At 70.4% G+C, this 15,444-nt stretch carries 13 protein-coding genes; 2 read left to right on the forward strand and 11 right to left on the reverse strand.

The window, feature by feature from the left end; all coding sequences use genetic code 11:
* Positions 1 to 3: 3 nt before the first annotated feature.
* Positions 4 to 1,803 (reverse strand): Na+/H+ antiporter NhaA, encoded by a 1,800-nt coding sequence (gene nhaA / locus ACFQ0P_RS14910; protein ID WP_378772917.1) that lies wholly within the window; start codon positions 1,801 to 1,803, stop codon positions 4 to 6.
* 447 nt (positions 1,804 to 2,250) lie between these two features.
* Here nhaA and ACFQ0P_RS14915 point away from each other — a divergent pair, with 447 nt between their 5' ends.
* Complete coding sequence (locus ACFQ0P_RS14915; RefSeq protein ID WP_204979434.1) at positions 2,251 to 3,165, forward strand: alpha/beta fold hydrolase; 915 nt, start codon at positions 2,251 to 2,253, stop codon at positions 3,163 to 3,165.
* A 53-nt stretch (positions 3,166 to 3,218) separates the two neighbouring features.
* On the opposite strand, the gene ACFQ0P_RS14920 is transcribed toward ACFQ0P_RS14915, so the two are convergent.
* Together ACFQ0P_RS14920 and ACFQ0P_RS14925 are read right to left on the reverse strand one after the other, a co-directional pair.
* Positions 3,219 to 3,761 carry a gamma carbonic anhydrase family protein gene (locus ACFQ0P_RS14920; RefSeq protein WP_204979435.1) on the reverse strand — a complete coding sequence of 181 codons (543 nt, stop codon included), beginning with the start codon at positions 3,759 to 3,761 and terminating at the stop codon, positions 3,219 to 3,221.
* Positions 3,762 to 3,781: 20 nt separating this feature from the next.
* The gene (locus ACFQ0P_RS14925; RefSeq protein WP_204979436.1) at positions 3,782 to 5,926 is read right to left on the reverse strand and encodes an acyltransferase family protein; all 2,145 of its coding nucleotides are present in this window, start codon (positions 5,924 to 5,926) and stop codon (positions 3,782 to 3,784) included.
* A gap of 175 nt (positions 5,927 to 6,101) precedes the next feature.
* Here ACFQ0P_RS14925 and ACFQ0P_RS14930 point away from each other — a divergent pair, with 175 nt between their 5' ends.
* Positions 6,102 to 6,584: a Dps family protein gene (locus ACFQ0P_RS14930; RefSeq protein ID WP_204979437.1), complete on the forward strand. Its 483-nt coding sequence runs from the start codon at positions 6,102 to 6,104 to the stop codon at positions 6,582 to 6,584.
* A gap of 60 nt (positions 6,585 to 6,644) precedes the next feature.
* On the opposite strand, the gene ACFQ0P_RS14935 is transcribed toward ACFQ0P_RS14930, so the two are convergent.
* From ACFQ0P_RS14935 to ACFQ0P_RS14970, 8 genes are all read right to left on the reverse strand, one after another.
* Complete coding sequence (locus tag ACFQ0P_RS14935; protein WP_204979438.1) at positions 6,645 to 7,301, reverse strand: response regulator transcription factor; 657 nt, start codon at positions 7,299 to 7,301, stop codon at positions 6,645 to 6,647.
* 20 nt (positions 7,302 to 7,321) lie between these two features.
* Positions 7,322 to 8,707: a sensor histidine kinase gene (locus ACFQ0P_RS14940; RefSeq protein WP_204979439.1), complete on the reverse strand. Its 1,386-nt coding sequence runs from the start codon at positions 8,705 to 8,707 to the stop codon at positions 7,322 to 7,324.
* Positions 8,688 to 10,247, reverse strand: coding sequence for a multicopper oxidase family protein (locus ACFQ0P_RS14945; protein ID WP_204979440.1), 1,560 nt, complete (start codon positions 10,245 to 10,247; stop codon positions 8,688 to 8,690). The genes ACFQ0P_RS14940 and ACFQ0P_RS14945 overlap by 20 nt, the downstream gene beginning before the upstream one ends.
* Before the next feature lie 90 nt (positions 10,248 to 10,337).
* Positions 10,338 to 11,843, reverse strand: coding sequence for an amidohydrolase (locus tag ACFQ0P_RS14950; protein ID WP_204979441.1), 1,506 nt, complete (start codon positions 11,841 to 11,843; stop codon positions 10,338 to 10,340).
* Positions 11,840 to 12,481 carry an FMN-binding negative transcriptional regulator gene (locus ACFQ0P_RS14955; RefSeq protein WP_204979442.1) on the reverse strand — a complete coding sequence of 214 codons (642 nt, stop codon included), beginning with the start codon at positions 12,479 to 12,481 and terminating at the stop codon, positions 11,840 to 11,842. The genes ACFQ0P_RS14950 and ACFQ0P_RS14955 overlap by 4 nt, the downstream gene beginning before the upstream one ends.
* 38 nt (positions 12,482 to 12,519) lie before the next feature.
* Complete coding sequence (locus ACFQ0P_RS14960; protein ID WP_204979443.1) at positions 12,520 to 13,521, reverse strand: Fpg/Nei family DNA glycosylase; 1,002 nt, start codon at positions 13,519 to 13,521, stop codon at positions 12,520 to 12,522.
* 7 nt (positions 13,522 to 13,528) lie between these two features.
* On the reverse strand, positions 13,529 to 14,074 hold the full coding sequence (locus tag ACFQ0P_RS14965; RefSeq protein ID WP_204979444.1) for a ribose-5-phosphate isomerase: 546 nt from the start codon (positions 14,072 to 14,074) through the stop codon (positions 13,529 to 13,531).
* A 45-nt stretch (positions 14,075 to 14,119) separates the two neighbouring features.
* Entirely contained in the window at positions 14,120 to 15,346 is a 1,227-nt protein-coding gene (locus ACFQ0P_RS14970; protein WP_378772699.1) for a ferrochelatase, read from the reverse strand.
* Positions 15,347 to 15,444: the final 98 nt, after the last annotated feature.

Raw genomic sequence — 15,444 nt, forward strand, 5'->3', positions numbered from 1 at the left:
AGGCTACTTCCGTGCCACCGGAGACGGGCCGGTATCGTCCGCAGCGCTCTCTTCGAGTGCGCGGATGAGCGACTGCGCGTCGTACGGACCCACGTGGCGGCGCCCGTTCACGAACAGCGTCGGCACCGACGTGATGCCCATGGCCTCGGCATCCAGCATGTCGGACTGGACCCGACCGGTCACCTCGGCTGACGTCAGGTCGTCCTCGAAGCGGTCGACGTCCATGCCGAGATCCCGGGCGAGTCGGATGATGTCGGACGGCCGCTGATTCTCCTGATCGGCGAACAGCCCCCGCTCGAACTCGAAGAACTTGCCCTGCAGCGCGGCGGCTTCGGATGCCTCAGCACCCGCGAGCGCGTTCGGATGCACGTGCGTCAGTGGAGCGTGACGCCAGACATAGCGCAGCCGATCTCCGAGGACTTCGTGAACCTCCTGGATCGACCCGGACGCCTTCAGACAGAACCCGCACTGGAAGTCGCCGTACTCCACGATCGTGAACGGCGCATCCGGGAACCCGAAGACGTGATCGCGTCGGGGATCCACGGGGCGGGCGAGCGTCTGTCCGGAGTCCTCGCGGGGCCGCAGCGCGTCCGAGATGCGGAACAACACGGTCGCGATGACGAACGCCAGGACGGATGCCGCGAGCACGCCGACGCGCGCCTCGTTCTGCGCGTCCTCGTCGGAGATGGCGAGATCGACGATGAAGAGGGAGATCGTGAACCCGATGCCGCACAGCGCTGCGCCACCGGAGAGCCTGTCGAGGGTGAGGCCCGGCCCGAAGTCGCCGAGGCGCATCAGCTTGAGGATCGCCGTGGAGCCCAGGACTCCGACCAGCTTGCCGACGACCAGTCCCGCGACGATGCCCCAGGTCAGCGAAGACACCACGGCACCACCGAGGATCTCGGGGCTGAGCACGACCCCCGCGTTCGCGAGGGCGAACAGCGGGAGGATCACGAATGCGACGTACGGGGCATAGGCGGACTGCAGCCGCTCGTTGATCGAGATGGACTCGCGCAGGCTGTTGGCCGCCGCGCGCGCGTACTCGGAGTTCGGCGACTGACGGAAGGTGCGCGCGAGTTCCAGTGCGTGCTCGACGTCGCGGCGGTCTGGACGGTACACGGGGACCAGGAGCGCGATCGCCACTCCCGCCAGTGTGGGATGCACGCCGGACGCGAGGAAGGCGAGCCACACGATGATCGCCAGGGTCGCGTACACGGGTCCGCGCCCGGTCGGGAGGTAGCGCGTGAAGTAGACGCCGATGAGACCGGCCGCGGCGATCAGGAGCGGCATCGGCGTGAAGTTGTCGGTGTAGACCAGCGCGATGATCGAGAGGGCGCCGATGTCGTCGACGACGGCAAGTGCCAGCAGGAAGACCCGCAGCCGCCCGGGGGCGCGCGGGCCCACGATCGCCAGCGCGCCGACCAGGAATGCGGTGTCTGTGGAGATGACCACGCCCCACGCGTTCTCGTAGCCCGAACCCGTCGCGACCAGCAGGAACACCAGCGCCGGCACCACCAGCCCGGCGATCGCCGCGATCACGGGGACCATGGCCCGGGACCAGCTCGTGAGCTCGCCGATGGCGAACTCGCGTCGTACCTCCAGGCCGACGGTGAAGAAGAAGACCGCCATGAGCGCGTCGTTGACGAGGGCGTGCAGCGTGAAGTCCAGCTGCAGGTCGCCGACGCCGACCGTCAGGTGCGTATCCCAGAACGCCTCATACGATCCACCGGCGAGGTTCGCCCAGACGATGGCGGCGACCGTCGCCAGCAGCAGGAGCAGCGCCCCCGAGCGGTTGAGTCCCATCGCGCGGATTTTCTCGGCGATGGACCGGCGGGTGCGCGAGCGGTCCGTCGCGGGCGAAGGCTCGGGCGGACGCGTGCTGATCGAGACGTCGGTCATCAGACGCATTCTTGCACCGCCGACGTTACGTGCGGGTGAAGATCGGCGGTGTCGTAGGTTTGTTCTAGTTTCGGGGTATAACAGTAGCTGGGGATCGTGCGCCGGATGCCGCGGCCGAGCCGGGCTGGAAAGACTCTTCGTGGGTGCCGCCGGTGCCCGATGAGGTCGATCTGGTGACCACGGCGACGTTCCGGCCTCATGGTGCGGACGACGGAGGGGTGATTTTGCGATCTCGTACTTATGCCCGTCGACGTCTGAGGGCAGAATTCCGCTGTGCGAAAGGGCAGAACCGCGCGGACACCCGGGACGCACGGACACCCGATGACAGCGCGAAGAAGGATGAGGGAAGCGATGACCACACCGACATCGCCCGCCGGAGCGCCGAAGCCGCGGAAGCTCCCGCGTCGTCCCGCGTCGAGCCTGGCCGAGAAATGGACGCGCATCGACGACGTCGACGTGTTCTACCGCGAGTCGCCCGTCAGGCCCGCGGACCCGCGGGTGATGATGCACGTCCACGGTTTCGGGCTGTCCGGCCGCTATCTCCTGCCCACGGCTGAGCGCCTCGCCGACGAGTTCCACACTTACGTTCCTGACCTCCCGGGGTTCGGTCGGAGTGGCAAGCGGCGCGACATGCTCGACATCCCCGACCTCGCCGCCGCCGCCCGTGACTTCATGGACGATCGCGACGTCGAGAAGGCGACGCTCGTCGGAAACTCGATGGGATGCCCGGTCATCATCGAGTTCGCCCACACCTACCCGGACCGCATCGATCGCGCCGTGCTCGTCTCCCCCGCCGGCGGCCTGTTCAACCAGCCGCTGCGACGTGCCATCGCACAGCTCTCGAAGGACGCACCCCGGGAGCCCACGCGCATGGCGCGCGTCGCCGTTCCCGACTACGTCAGGTTCGGCGTGCCCAGCACGATGCGGATGTTCCGCGCGCTCACGCAGTATCCGTCGCTGGAGCGGCTGCTCGAGCTGAAGATCCCGACCCTCGTGGTCCTCGGCGAACGGGACCCCCTCCTGCCGCACGCGCACCGCGTCGACGAGGTGGCGAGCCAGACCGACAGCCATGTCCTCGTCGTCCTGATCGAGGGCGCCGCCCACGCCATCAACTTCAGCCATCCCGGACAACTCGCACACGTCATCCGGCTGTTCATGGACGACCAGCCGATCGTCAACGACCCCGCGTGGCCGGGTCACGTGCGCCTCTACGAGGTCCACCGAGGGAAGCACCATCCGCCGCCGAAGGGCGACCCGATCGCCTGACGGACGTCAGTCCGGCCCGAGAACGGCGAGGAACGACTCCGTCAGCACGACCGTCAGGATCCCGCTCGAAAGGCCGCACGGTGCGCCGCGAGGTGCTCGCGGTAGGTCCGCGCATTGCGGATGATTCCGGCGCGTTCCTCGTCGCTGAGCTCTCTCCGGACCTTTGCCGGCACACCCGCCACGAGCGATCCGGGCGGCACGACGGTGCCCTCGAGGACGACCGCACCGGCGGCGACGAGGCATCCCTCGCCGATCACCGCACCAGAGAGAACGACGCTTCCCATACCGATGAGGCTGCCATCGCCGATGATGCAGCCGTGCACCACGGCGTTGTGGCCGACCGACACGTCCGCGCCGATGACGACCGGGTGGCCGGCGTCGACATGCACCGAGACGTTGTCCTGGAGGTTGCTGCCCGGCCCGACCGAGATCCGCGCGCCGTCGGCCCGCAACACGGCGTTGTACCAGACGCTCGCCCCTTCGGCGAGCGTGACCTCGCCGATGACGCGCGCGCCCGACGCCACGAAGGCATCGGCGTGGACATCGGGGGCGCGTTCCGAGACGGCGAGGACGGCGGCGTCTTCCGAGATGGTCATGCCCTGACCCTACCCACCGCCTACGGCGCGGCGCCTGCCAGGCTCTCGCGCAGTGCCTGCGCGTACCACGGCGCGAGAGTATCGGCGAAGGTGACCGTGAGGTGATCCTGATCGCGGTACACATTGGCTCCGCCCACGACCGGCTGGCACATCTCGCCGTCGCAGAAGACGTCGGTGAAGTCGAGCAGCGTCACACCCTCTCGCTGGGATGCCGCCTCCCGAAGCGGATCGTCCGCCACCAGCACGTCCGCGCGTGCGCCGACGCACTCGCTCTGAGCCCGCGTGCGCAGGCACTTGTTCGGGTCTGTCTCCCACACGGGATTGTCGACGACCGTGATGACCGGGATGCCTCGATCCAGCACCTCGTCCCAGGCTTCGACGTATCCGGCGACCGCGGCGTCGTACGAGGAGTCGTATCCGGCCGACGAGTAGGGCGTCGTGGCGATCGCCGCCGTGAACACCGCGTCGACGTCCGCTCGGGCGAGCTCGGCGGTGACCGCCTCACGCCACTGGGTGCACGCCTCGCCGAAGGCGCCGGGGGTCGCCAGGGGCGTGGTGCTCCACGGGCACGCACCCTTGAGCCAGGTCACCAGCTGCCAGCCCTCCTCCTGCGCGATCCGGTCGAAGGTCGAAATCAGCTGGTAGGCGTGGCTGTCGCCGATGAGAGCGACTCGGGGCGCGTCGGGATCGTCCGAGCCGAGCGTGCACGACACCGGTCGCGCGTCGGTGAGCTGGACGAAGCAGTCGCCCATCTGGGGTCTATCGATGCCCGCGAAGCCCGGTGCCGGCAGGATCTCGTCCCCGAAGTCGGCGGTCGCGCAGTCCGGATCCAGGATGGACGCCGCACCGAAGCACGGTGGCGGGTCTTCCTGCAGCTGCTGGATGGCCCGGAATCCGGCGTTGTACGCGGGTGCGTTGACGAACCACGCCGTGGCCGCCACGAGCGCGACCACGATCATCGCCCCGAGCGAGCTCCACAGCGTCGCGCGCGCGGGGCGCGAGGTGAGCACCTTCCAGCCTCGAACGGGATCCTCGACGAACCGCTTGGTGAGCCACGCCAGCAGGAAACACAGCCCGAGCAGCGCGAGGCGGTGGTAGATCGTCAAGCCCCAGAACGGCACCGACGGCGCGATGATGATGAGCGGCCAGTGCCAGAGGTAGAGCGAGTAGGAGATGTCGCCGACGAACTGCGCCGGGCGAAGCGAGAGCAGACGGGTCGGGTACCACCACCGGTCCGCATTGGATGCCGCGATCACGGCCGCCGCACCGAGCGTCGGGAGGAGCGCCATGTAGCCGGGGAAGGGGGTCTGCCCGTCGAACTGGAAGATCGTGTAGACCAGCACCGCGATGCCCGCCCAGCCGAGGACGAAGCTGCCGATCGCGTTGCGGACCCGCAGCATCGGCACGAGGGCGATCATCGCCCCGACCCCGAACTGCCACATGCGTCCGAACGTCACGAAGTAGGCCGGGGCCGGATTCGTGATCGTGAAGACCACGCAGAAGACGAAGGAGATCACCGACACCACGGCGAGCGTCGAGATCACCGCGCGGCGCCGCGCCCCGCGGAACCACTTCACGCCGATCCACGCGGCCAGGAGCATGAGCAGCGGCCACATGACGTAGAACTGCTCCTCGAGCGACAGCGACCAGTAGTGCTGGACGGTCGTCGGGTCGCCGGAGTGGTTGAGGTAGTCCGCCGAGTTGAGGGCGAGGAACCAGTTCTCGACGTAGAACGTCGACGCCAGGATCTCGCGCACCTCGTTCGGCAGAGCAGACGTCGGAGTGAGGTACGGCGACATGGCGACGACGGCGCAGAAGAGCAGCACCAGCAGCGATGCCGGCAGCAGCCGCCGCGCGCGCCGCGCCCAGAACTGCCCCAGGCGCACGGTCCCCGTCGCCGAGAGCTCGCGCATGAGGTGCGACGTGATGAGGAAACCCGAGATGACGAAGAAGATGTCGACGCCGACATAGCCGCCCGAGAATCGCGCCGGCCAGAAGTGGTAGAGCACCACCGCCATCACGGCGATCGCCCGAAGACCCTGCACGTGCGGGAGGAACCGCGAGGGCTCTGCGTGTTCGGGAGACCGATCGCGTGGCTCGCGGGTCACGGTGACGGCAGGTCGCCCGAGGTTCTGGGGTCCGAGGTCGTGATCGGCGGAAGGCACTCAACGACGTTAGCCGGTTCCGGCTGACAATCACGCCCCGCCGAGCGGGCGGTGCCCGAGACGGTGTTAGCGGAGCCTTGTCTTGCTTGCGGAATGCCCCCGCCTGAGTAGCGTTGCACCCACCGGAGGACGAAAGACCGCGCAGACGCCGTCCTCCCGAAGATGGAGACGAGACATGACGAACACGAACACCACCCCCGCCACCGCTGCCGACCCGACCGTCGCGGCCGCCAGCGCCCAATTCCTCACCCCCGTCGTCCTCGGGCTCCAGGCCCTCGCCGTCAACGGCAAGCAGGCGCACTGGAACGTCCGCGGCGCGAACTTCATCGCCATCCACGAACTGCTCGACACGGTGGTCGCGAACGCGCAGGCCGGTGCCGACCAGGCCGCTGAGCGCATCGTGGCCCTGGGCCTCCCGATCGACGCGCGCGTCAGCACCGTGGCGGCCAAGACCGCCAGCGAGGTTCCGGCGGGATTCACTCAGTGGGAGGCGCTGATCCGCACCGTTATCGCCGACATGGACCGCGTCATCGCGGACGTCCAGGCCGCGATCGACGGACTCGACGAGCTGGACCTCACGAGCCAGGATGTCGCCATCGGCATCAAGGAGACGATCGAGAAGGACCGCTGGTTCCTCTTCGCGCACCTCGCGGAGTGAGCGCCCGCACCACCGCACCACCGCACGATGCCCCCGGCTCCGGCCGGGGGCATCGTCGTTTCACCGCTGCAGGAAGGCGAGCACCGCCAGCACACGACGGTGCTCGGTGCCCGACTCCTCCAGCCCGAGTTTGGCGAAGATCGCGCTGATGTTCTTCTCGACCGCGCCGACGCCGATGAAGAGACGCTGGGCGATGCTCGCGTTGCTGCGCCCCTCCGCCATCAGCGTGAGGACGTCCCGCTCGCGCGGGGTCAGTGTGGACAGCGGATCGGGGCGCGCGGCAAGGAGCCCCTGCACGACCAGCGGGTCCAGGACGGTGCCGCGCTCTCGTACACGCCGCACCGCATCGGTGAACTCGTCCAGCGACGTCACGCGGTCCTTCAGCAGATAGCCGACACCACCGTCGCCACCGGCCAGGAGCTCGCGCGCGTATACCCCCTCCACATACTGGCTGAGGACGAGGATGCCGATATCCGGGAGGGCCGCGCGCAGCGCGAGCGCCGCGCGGATGCCTTCGTCGCGGAAGCCCGGCGGCAGCCGCACATCGAGGATCGCGACGTCTGCGCGGGCGTCCCGCACACGGGCGACGATGTCGTCCGCGTCCCCCCACGCGCCGGCCGTGACGTACCCCGCTTCGTCGAAGAGGCGGACGAGCCCCTCCCGCAGCAGGACGGAGTCCTCCACGAGAACGACCCGCGCCGGATCCCTGTCGGTCATCTGCTCAGCATACGGAGCGCTCACGAGGCAGCCGCCGTCAGCGGCACGTGCGCCCCGACCGACGTCGGACCACCGGCCGGACTGTCGACCACGAGCATCCCCCGCAGACCCGCGACGCGCTCCCGCAGACCCTCCAGGCCGTGCCCGGGGGCGAACGACGCTCCCCCGCGGCCGTTGTCGACCACCCACACGTCGAGCATCGAGGGCGCCCCGCTCACGGACGGCCGGAGCACCGCCTTGAGGGTGACCGCCGTCGCGCCGGAGTGCTTCACGACGTTCGTGAGGAGCTCCGCGACCACGAAGTACACCGTTCGCGCGACCTCCGGGCTCGTGAAGCGGTCGATCGCCGGATCGATGTCTGTGTGGACGACGAGCGGCGTCCCCGCGGCGATCGCGCCGAGGGCGGCCGCGAGGCCGCGATCCTGCAGGAGCGGCGGCGCCACCCCGCTGGACAGGGCGCGCAGTTCATCGAGCGCGGCCTTCGCGTGACCGCGAGCCTCGCGGGCGAGTTCGGCCGCGGCATCCGCGTCGCCCGACTCCGCTCGCCGCTCCAGGGCTGCCAGGTCGAGCTGCAGGCGGACCAGGCGCTGCTGAGGTCCGTCGTGGATGTCCCGCTCCAGCCGGCGGAGCGCGACATCCTCCGCCTGGACCGCCGACGCCCGCGCCGACGCCTCGGCACGCACCTCTGCCGCGAGGTCGTCGGACTTCCAGCGCCCGAGCATGCCGCTCGCGACGGCATGGTGACCGCGCGCGAGCCCTCCGAGCACCCACGGCATCGTGATCGTGAAGACGATTCCGGCCACGAGGTAGAGGACGACCTCGACGCCCCAGGACGACCATCCGCCGAACATCCAGGGCAGGGCGTCGGCGACGTACCCTCCCCACTCCGCACCGTCCCCGCGTGGCGTGAGCGCGCCCCAGAACCAGTACGTGAGCCCCCCGAGGCCGACACTGAGCCAGACGGTCGTGAGCACGAACGACACGATGCTGATGATCGGCGACACGATCATGCCGTGGACGAGGTATATCCAGTAGTGAGCGTTGCGCAGGGGGCGGGTCAGGGTCATCCAGAACCCGTCGGACCCGGGCCGGTCACGGTTCCACTCCGGCTCGTCGACCTCCGGCAGGCCCGTCAGCCGCAGAAGTCCACGATCGGCGAAGCCGAAGCCCCGCGCTGCGATGAGGGTTCCCGCCAGGATCGGAAGACCGATCAGCACAACGAGCAGGCCGACCCCGGTCCAGAACAGCGACGCCAGGACGACGAGCGAGGCCATCGCCAGCACGAACACCGCGAGAAGGTAGAGGGCGCTCCCCGGCGTCCGCACCCAGGCGCGGCCGTACGAGGTCCAGAAGCCGTCGCGCGGCGCGGTCGCCGTCGCGCTCACGTCAGTGGTCGTGGTCGTCATCGGTGTCTCCTTCGGGACGTCGCAGGTCGGGCTGCTGGCCCGGTTCGACGACCAGGAACTGTCCCATCATGCCCTGGTCCTCGTGCCACAGCAGGTGGCAGTGGTACATGTACGGTGTGGTCGGATCGGCGTAGTCCTCGAACGTCACGAGCAGCCGGTACTCCCGGTTCCACTCCAGCGCGATCGTGTCCTTCCACCCCGACAGCCGTCGCGGAGGCGGACCGCCGTCCACCGTGAGCACGCGGAACTGCGTGTCATGGACGTGGAACGAGTGCGGCAGCGGATTCTCATTGCGCACCGTCCACACCTCGGTCGTGTCGACCTCGGTGACGAAGTCCGCGCGCCCCAGGTCCATCTGCCGCTCGTTGATGGAGTGCCCCGACATGACGAAGGTCCGCTGTGCCGCGGCATCCGCGTCGTCGGCCGCAGGCAACGGGACGAGGGTCTCCGGGAGCTCGGGAGATGGCGCGAGGGATGCCGCGGCCCGCAGCTGCAGGACGTCGAAGGCCGCCGCCCCGGCGTGGAGAGCCGGATCGGGCGCGCGCGAACGCAGCACGGCATCCTCGCCGGGCGAGAGCTCCACGACGATCTCCGCGCGCTCCCCCGGCGACAGCGGCACGCTCGTCGTCCTCACGGGAGCGGCGAGCAGCCCTCCGTCGGTGCCGATCAGGGAGAACTCCCGCCCGTCGGCGAAGACGAAGTCGTACATGCGGGCGCTCGATCCGTTAAGCAGCCGCAAGCGGACGCGCTCGGTGGAAACCGCGAGATGGGGCGTGACGGTGCCGTTCACCAGGATGGTGTCGCCGAGCGCTCCGTCGAACTGCATGCCCGGTCCGCCCGCGAAGCCGCCGTCGGCGCCGAACGAGCGGTCCTGAACGATGAGCGGCACATCGTCGACCCCGTACGTGCGCGGGAGCGGCAAGCTCGCCTCCGCATCGTCGGTCACGAGGAACATGCCCGCCAGACCCGCGTCCACCTGCTCCCGCGTCCGCCCGTGAAGGTGCGGGTGATACCACAGGGATGCCGCAGGCTGATCGATGGTCCATTCCGGTGTCCAGGATGCTCCGGCCGGGATCGGGCTGTGCGGGCCGCCGTCCATCGCTGCCGGCAGGTGCATGCCGTGCCAGTGGACCGTCGTACTCACGTCGAGCCCGTTCTGCACGCGCACGCGGACGCGCTCGCCGCGGGCGGCCACGAGCGTCGGGCCGAGATAGGCGCCGTCGTATCCGAGCGTCGGGGTGTCGCCTTGCGGGACGAACGACGTGCGTCCCGCGCCGGCCTCCAGCTCGAAGACGCGGACCCCGTCCCGGACGATCGACTCCGCGAGCTCGGGGATCCTCAGCGGCCGATCGAACGACGCGGCGCCCGCGGGCGGAGGCGTCGGACGGGAGGCGCCCGCGCCGAACCACACCGCCGCACCGCCGACGACCAGGACGGCGACGAGACCGACGGCGACGAGGGCGGCGATGAGCCCGCGCCGCCGGCGGCGGACGGGGACGGCGGGGGGCGGCGGAGGCGGTCCGGGGGTGGAATCGAGCATGCCTCCAGCCTCGCGACGCCGCACGGGACGCGGCATCCGACGTCCTCCCGAACCGCGACGGGGGCAGACCCCCGCACCGCACGGAGGGTGTCAGGCGAGGTGGGTGACGCGACCGCCGAGGAGCGTGGCGAAGACCTCCATCCGGCGCAGCGCGGTCTCGTCCGCGCGAAGCGGATCCCGTCCGCACAGGACCAGATCGGCGGGCGCGCCCGGCTCGATGCGGGACGGACCGGCCGATCCGCCCTGGGTGGATGCGCCGAGCGCGGTCGCCGCATCGAGCTCCTGGTGGGGCTGCCACGGCTCGCGGCCGTCCCGGGTCCGGAACACCGCCGCCGCCATGGCGGCCCAGGGGTTCAGCGCCGACACGGGGGCATCCGACCCGAAGAGCAGATTGGCACCGCTGTCGGCGAGGGAACGAAGGGGGTACGGCTGGGCGGTCTGGTTCGCCCAGAGGGAGTCGGTCATGTCGCGGTCATCGATCGCATGCTCGGGCTGCACGCTCGCGCCGACACCGAGCCGGGCGAATCGCGGCACATCGGCGTGGGCGACGAGCTGAGCGTGCTCGATGGTCCCCCACGCACCGGTCGCCGCGAAGGCGTCGAGCGCGTTCGTGTTGGCCACGTCGCCGATCGCGTGGATCGCGGACGCGAGGCCGGCGGCTGTTGCCCGCGACATCAGGTCGACGAGAGTCTCGGCGTCGACCGTGAGGAGCCCGTGGTCGTGCGGGTCGTGCGGATAGGCGTGCGTGCACGCTGCGGTGCGGGTGCCGAGCGAGCCGTCCGTGATGACCTTGAGCGGACCCACGCGGACCAGGTCGGATGCCGCGCCCCGCGCGACAGCGCCGGTGCGCAGTCCCTCGGCGATGGCACGGTCCAGGTCACGGGGATAGATCCCGAACTCCACCCGCAGGAGGTCGAAGCCCGCCGCCGTGCGACGCGCCCACGCCTCCTCGTTCCATGCCATGTCCAGGTCCACGAGCCCGACGACGCCGCGCGCCGCGGCGGCGCGCGCCATCCGCTCCACGAGCGGGTCGGTGACCTCCGGACCGAGCTCGTTGAGCCTGCGCGAGATCTCGAACGCCGGCTCCTCGCGCAGAACGCCCGAACCGTCCGCGGACAAGCCCTCCCGGCGCAGCGCGGCCGAATTGAGCCACACGCTGTGGACGTCGGCGTTGATGAGGTAGGTCGGGATCTCCCCGGTCGCGGCATCCAGCAGCTCCCGTGTGGGTGCGTCCGGCCACAGCGCATCGCGGAAGCCGGTCCCCACGCGCCGCCCGTCGTCAAGGACCGGCGCGGCCGACATGATCGCGGCCGCTTCGGCCGCCGAGGCCGCTGCGCCGAGCGGTTCGCGCTGCGCCGCCAGCGCCCACTGCACGACGTGGACATGATGGTCCCACAGTCCGGGGGCGAGCCATCCGCCGCCGCCGTCGAGGACCCGTCCCCGGTGCGGCAGCGCACCCGCGGGCGCGATATCGGCGATGGCCCCCTCGCGGAGATGGACGTCCACGAGGTCGCGGTCGAACGGGTCCGTGCGCTCCGGCGCGCTCAACCGCACGTCCGTGATCACGTCGGGGTGCGCCCCGCGCTCGGGCGTCACCGTGCGGCCCTTCGCGTGTCGAGGTCGCGCCGCATCTCGCCCGCGAGGCGCGGGTCGGCGTAGGGGCTTCTCCCGCCCTCCAGCTCGGCGATGATCGTCTCCACCACGTCGTCCGAGCGGTTCTGGCTCAGCTTGCGCTTGGCCACCACGCGGGTGGGCGTGAGCCGGAACCCGACGGTGCCACGCTCGAGGCGCGTGATGTAGTCGGGATCGTTCGGGCGCTCCCAGAGAAGGCGGGGCTCGGGCATCCCGCTCTCGAACCGGGCGACGAGGCGATCGAGCACCGCGAGGTTCTCGTCGGGCGCGAGGATCTGCGGGACGCCCGTGAGGTGTGCGGAGACGAAGTTCCACGTCGGCACGCTCGGGCCGTCGCCGTACCACCCCGGCGAGATGTAGCCGTGGGGTCCCTGCACGACCACCAGGAGCTCGCGCTCGCCGAGATCGTGGATGAGGTCGTCGGGCTTGCCGACGTGTCCGACGATCGTGAGATCGTCGCGCTCGTCATCGAGGAGCACCGCGTAGTGCGAGGCCACGAGTCCGTCGTCCGTCGCGCTCACGAGGGTCGCCCACGGATTGGACTCCACGAGACGCCGCAGCTCCGCGACATCCGTCAGGGCGAAGCTGGGATTCTGGCGCATGGCACCAGCCTACGGTCGGCGCGCGGCCCGTCCCGCGCTCACCGCTGGCACGACGGGCACCAATAGAGCTTGCGCGTGGCGACCTCCTCGACGACGATCTCGGTGCCGCACACACGGCACGGCAGACCCGCGCGGTGGTAGACCCAGTGGCGGTCGTCCCGGCTGGCCATCGCGCGACGGTAGTCCTCGGGCGACAGATCGTCCATGGTCATCATCTGGCCGGTCTCGACGCCGATGGACAGGAGCGCGACCCAGTCGCGCCACAGGCCGCGGACGACCTCTTCGGGGACGTCCCGTCCGGGGGTGTGGGGATTGAGCCGAGCCCGGAAGAGCAGCTCGGCCCGGTACACGTTGCCGATTCCGCTCACGACGGACTGATCCATCAGCAGAAGCCCGATCGGCGTGGGCTTGCGGCGCACGACCGTCGTGAAGCGCTCCTCGCCTTCGGTGACGTCGTCGACCAGCGGATCCGGACCGAGTTTCGCGATCGTGGCGGCAACCTCGTCGGCCGACAGGAGCTCGCACGCCGTCGGCCCGCGGAGATCGGCGGCCGTCACCTCGGTGAGCAGGCGCAGGCGCACCTGCCCGACCACGGGCGGCGGCCACTCGGCGTCTTCGTCCTCGCCGGGCAGCCCCGTCGTCTGCTCCGACATCCGCACGTGCACGCGCGCACGGCGAGGGGCGCCGATCGAGGTCAGCGAGTTCTCGCCTCCCTCGTCGAGGACCTGCGGAAGTTCCGTGCCGCGCTGATTGGTCTGACCCATCCGGCCGTTCGCGGACGCGATCGTCGGATCGATGACGATCTCCCCCGCGAAGTCCCACGCCCCGTACATGCCGAGGTGCACGCGCAGCCAGAGATCGCCCTCGAACTGGAGGAACATCTGCTTGCCGACGGCGCGCACCGCCGTGATCGCGCGTCCGTCGATCATCGCAGCACCCTCCGCGAAGCGCCCCTGCGGGCTCGATGCCGAGACGACACGACCGACGAAGTTGCGAGCGAACTGCCGCGCGATCCGGTGGACGGAATGGCCCTCGGGCATGGGTGCGTCAGCCCGCCTCGGGGTCGAACGAGCTGTCGTCGGCGGCCAGCACGTCGGGCACTCCCGTCGTCGCCCGCGGATCCGGCTCCAGGGATCCGTCCTGCTCGTAGGCGGCGAGCTGCGCGATGCGCCGCGCGTGCCGCTCCTCGCCCGAGAACGGCGTCTCGATGAAGCGGTCGATGAACGAGGACGCCTCTTCGAAGGTGTGCTGGCGAGCGCCGATCGCGATCACGTTGGCATCGTTGTGCTCGCGGGCGAGCTCGGCCGTCGCGACGCTCCACGCGAGCGCTGCCCGGACACCGCGCACCTTGTTCGCAGCGATCTGCTCGCCGTTGCCCGACCCGCCGAAGACCACCCCGAGCGCCTCGACCCCGTCGGCCTGGTCGCGAACCACGGCCTGAGCGGCGCGGATGCAGAAGGCGGGGTAGTCGTCCAGCGGGTCGTACTCGACCGGACCGTGGTCGATCACCTCGTGACCGGCGGCGGCCAGATGGTGCTGCAGCTGGGTGGAGAACTCGAGGCCGGCGTGGTCGGTCGCGATGTGGATGCGCATGGGCTCCATCCTAGGGAGCGCGCAGAGGCTCTCCGGCCGACGGAATCAGGGGGCGATCCCCGCCGCGGCGGGCTTGAAGCCCGCGCGGATGTTCTCGCAGCAGCCGGGCCGGCAGACGTCGAACCAGGGCCCCAGTTCGGTGCGGTGAGGGCGCTCGGATGCCGGGGTCCCGCGCAGGCGCTCCTCGACGAGGTCGATGAGGCCGGCGACGAAGACGGGATCGACGCCGGGCGTGGGCGTGCGCACCGCACGGATCCCCGCCTCGGATGCCGCTTCCATCGCCTCGGTGTCGAGATCCCACATGACCTCCATGTGATCGCTCACGAACCCGAGCGGCACGATGGCCACCGACGTGACCCCCGCGCCGGGGAGGTCGGCGATCGCGTCGTTGACGTCGGGCTCGAGCCACGGCTGGGTGGGTGGGCCAGAGCGGCTCTGGTACACGAGCTCCCATCCGACGCGCGCAGCCGCCGGGATCTCCGCGGCGACAGCGGCCATCACCGCCTCGCCGACCGCGAGATGCTGCGCCGCGTAGGCACCGCCCTCGCCGAACTCGCGGTGCGCGGGGTCGCCCTCGCGCGGTCCGGATCGCTCGGCGTCGGCGGTCGGGATGCTGTGCGTCGAGAAGAGCACCCGCACCGCCTCGGGGGGCGTCCCGTCGGACAGGAAGCCCGCGACGGCGTCGCGCACGCCGTCGACGAAGGGCTGGACGAAACCGGGGTGGTCGAAGAACTGCCGGACCTTGTCGATCGTCACGGTGCCGGCGAGCCCGGTGTCCGTCAGCACGCGGGCGAAGTCCTCCCGGTACTGGCGACAGCTCGAGAACGAGGAGTAGGCGCTGGTGGCGAGACCGAGGAGCTTCGTATCTCCGGCGGCCGCGGCATCCTTCACCGCCTCTTCCAGATAGGGCGCCCAGTTGCGGTTGCCCCAATAGACCGGCAGATCGATGCCGCGGCGGGCGAGTTCGGCCTCCAGTGCCGCCTTGAGCGCGCGATTCTGCGCGTTGATGGGGCTCACCCCGCCGAAATGCCGGTAGTGGTGGGCGACCTCCTCGAGGCGCTCATCCGGGATGCCTCGCCCCCGCGTGACGTTGCGCAGGAACGGGATCACGTCGTCCTGGCCCTCGGGTCCGCCGAAACCGGCGAGCAGGATCCCGTCGTAGGCGACGGGCGTCTCGACATGCGGCACACCGGATGCCGCGGCCTCCGAGGCGAACGGCACCGGGTCCTGGGCGGAGGGACTGTCGGACGAATTCTGCGCTCCCGTGGTCACCTCTCCATCCTTGCATCGTCCCAGGCCCCGGGATCCTGGCGCCGCGTCCCGGCGGGGGCTGGAATAGGCTGGACCGGTTGCCGCCGGCGCCAGCAGCG

The organism is Microbacterium insulae, assembly GCF_042677065.1.
Classification (GTDB): Bacteria; Actinomycetota; Actinomycetes; order Actinomycetales; family Microbacteriaceae; genus Microbacterium; species Microbacterium insulae.

What these genes read in the sequence shown, in the direction of transcription:
- ACFQ0P_RS14940 (WP_204979439.1), bottom strand. Translation starts at nt 8,707, where the DNA reads ATGACGACCACGACCACTGACGTGAGCGCGACGGCGACCGCGCCGCGC.
- ACFQ0P_RS14915 (WP_204979434.1), top strand. Translation starts at nt 2,251, where the DNA reads ATGACCACACCGACATCGCCCGCCGGAGCGCCGAAGCCGCGGAAGCTC.
- ACFQ0P_RS14955 (WP_204979442.1), bottom strand. Translation starts at nt 12,481, where the DNA reads ATGCGCCAGAATCCCAGCTTCGCCCTGACGGATGTCGCGGAGCTGCGG.
- ACFQ0P_RS14930 (WP_204979437.1), top strand. Translation starts at nt 6,102, where the DNA reads ATGACGAACACGAACACCACCCCCGCCACCGCTGCCGACCCGACCGTC.
- ACFQ0P_RS14960 (WP_204979443.1), bottom strand. Translation starts at nt 13,521, where the DNA reads ATGCCCGAGGGCCATTCCGTCCACCGGATCGCGCGGCAGTTCGCTCGC.
- nhaA (WP_378772917.1), bottom strand. Translation starts at nt 1,803, where the DNA reads ATGGGACTCAACCGCTCGGGGGCGCTGCTCCTGCTGCTGGCGACGGTC.
- ACFQ0P_RS14920 (WP_204979435.1), bottom strand. Translation starts at nt 3,761, where the DNA reads ATGACCATCTCGGAAGACGCCGCCGTCCTCGCCGTCTCGGAACGCGCC.
- ACFQ0P_RS14945 (WP_204979440.1), bottom strand. Translation starts at nt 10,247, where the DNA reads ATGCTCGATTCCACCCCCGGACCGCCTCCGCCGCCCCCCGCCGTCCCC.
- ACFQ0P_RS14935 (WP_204979438.1), bottom strand. Translation starts at nt 7,301, where the DNA reads ATGACCGACAGGGATCCGGCGCGGGTCGTTCTCGTGGAGGACTCCGTC.
- ACFQ0P_RS14965 (WP_204979444.1), bottom strand. Translation starts at nt 14,074, where the DNA reads ATGCGCATCCACATCGCGACCGACCACGCCGGCCTCGAGTTCTCCACC.